Genomic DNA, 2009 nt, shown 5'->3' with positions numbered 1-2009 from the left:
CTGCAGGGCGCGCTCCGCGCCGCCTACGCCGACTTCCTGGCCCGCGACCGGCATCCGGTGGCGGCGCTGTACGTCGAACTCGACGCCGGGCTCGTCGACGTCAACGTCCACCCGGCAAAGGCCGAGGTCCGCTTCCGCGACCCAGGGCTGGTCCGCGGCCTCATCGTAGGCGGCCTGCGTCATGCGCTCGCCGCCGCCGGCCACCGGGCGTCCACCACGGTCTCCATGGCGGCGCTGGGCGGCTTTCGGCCGCAGAGCGTGCCGCCGCAGCCGTCCGCAGCCGGCTTCTCGGCCTGGCGGCAGGGCGGCTGGACGCCGACGCCGCAGGGTTCGGCCCTGGCCTCCGCCGTCCAGGCGATCCCGGGCCTGACCGAACTCTCCGCCCGCGCCGAGTCCGAGGCCTACGAACCCGCGGGCGTCGCCGAGCCGGCCCAGGCCGCGCCGGTCTTCGATCCTGTCGACTTCCCGCTGGGCGCGGCGCGCGCGCAGGTCCACGAGACCTACATCGTCGCCCAGACGCGTGACGGCGTCGTCATCGTCGACCAGCACGCCGCGCACGAGCGTCTGGTCTACGAGCAGATGAAGGCGCAGATGGCTGAGGGCGGCGTCGCCCGCCAAGCGCTGCTGCTGCCCGAGGTCGTGGAGCTGGATCCCGCCGAGGCCGAGCGGGTGGTCGCGCGCGCCGGCGAGCTGGCCGCTCTGGGCCTTGTCGTGGAGGCGTTCGGACCCGGCGCCGTCCTGGTGCGCGAAGTGCCGGCTTTGCTGGGCGAGACCGACGCGGCGGGCCTCGTGCGCGACATCGCCGACGACCTCGCCGAGAACGGCCAGGCCCTGGCGCTGAAGGAGCGGCTGGAGGAGGTCTGCGGGACCATGGCCTGCCACGGCTCCGTGCGCGCTGGCCGCCGGCTCACCGCGCCCGAGATGAACGCCCTGCTCCGCCAGATGGAGGCCACGCCGCACTCCGGCCAATGCAACCACGGCCGGCCAACCTATGTCGAGCTGAAGCTCGCCGACATCGAGCGGCTGTTCGGGCGGCGCTAGGGCAGCTCGCGCTCGGCATAGATCCGCATCGCTTCGGCCAGGTAATCCGTCAATCCCGCAGTCCGCCCATCAAAGCGGGCCCGGAAGTCCGGGTGCTCCTGATACAGTTGGCCAAGCCCGGCAAACGCCGCCGCGTCGGGCGCGCGGCCCCACGCGGTTGCGATCCATTCGGCCCAGCGTCGTGTCAGCGTCTGGACATGGTCGGAGCCCGCCGGCGCGCCGTCGGCCAAGGCCTTGGCGAACGCCGCCTCGATCTCCTCGCCGGCGGCCTTTTGGCGCTCGAAGTCGGCTCGGGACGAGCCTTTCAGGCGCGCCTTTGAGGCCTCGATCCGCTCCGCCATGTCGCCGCCGTAGCGGGCCGTCAGCCACGCCTCGTGCTCTGCCTGTTTCTCGGGCGTGAACCCGTCGTAGAGGTCCTTGTCGTCCATACTCGTCGCTCCTTCGAGGGCGGCGAGTGTTCGATCGATCGTGCGCAACAGCTGACGCGTGCGGCGGGCGCTGGCGGCCAGCCGGTCGCGGTGGACCTTCAGGGCCGCGACGCGGTCAAAGTCGGGGGTGTCCAGCAGCTGGCGGATCTCGCCCAGTGGCAGGCCCAGCTCACGATGGAAGAGGATCTGCTGCAGCCGCAGCAGCTGGTCCCGTCCATAGTAGCGATAGCCATTCGCCCCTACATGGCCGGGCTTCAGCAGGCCGACCTCGTCGTAGTGGTGCAGGGTCCGCACGGAGACGCCCGACAGCCTCGCCACCTCCTTGACCGTGTAGTCGCCCAATCGATCGTTCCTCGCCTGGAGCCGGAGCCGTCATCCGTCACGTTGCGTTAGGGTCAAGACCACCGAAACGGAAAACGACCATGGAGCTACATCGCGGTCGCCTGCTCGATCACGTGCATCTTCGCGTGAAGGACCTCGAAGCCTCGAAGCGCTTCTACAAGGCGTGCATGGACGCGCTCGGCCTGCCGCTCGTGGAGG

Annotated in this window: 2 protein-coding genes; one reads left to right on the top strand and one right to left on the bottom strand. The window is 71.0% G+C overall.

Annotated features, from left to right (window positions below; translation table 11 throughout):
* The coding region (gene mutL, locus RIF93_RS20375) for a DNA mismatch repair endonuclease MutL (protein WP_309093264.1) at nt 1–1041 on the top strand (1041 nt) is incomplete at its 5' end.
* Here mutL and RIF93_RS20370 read toward each other — a convergent pair.
* Nucleotides 1038–1811 (bottom strand): MerR family transcriptional regulator, encoded by a 774-nt coding sequence (locus RIF93_RS20370; protein ID WP_309093263.1) that lies wholly within the window; start codon nt 1809–1811, stop codon nt 1038–1040. The two genes, mutL and RIF93_RS20370, sit on opposite strands and share 4 nt — an antisense overlap.
* Between the last annotated feature and the right edge of the window lie 198 nt (nt 1812–2009).

It is taken from the genome of Phenylobacterium sp. (assembly GCF_031181185.1).
Lineage (GTDB): Bacteria > Pseudomonadota > Alphaproteobacteria > Caulobacterales > Caulobacteraceae > Phenylobacterium.
The sequence above is the reverse complement of the archived record's forward strand: the minus strand, read 5'-3'. Positions and strand labels throughout refer to the sequence as shown.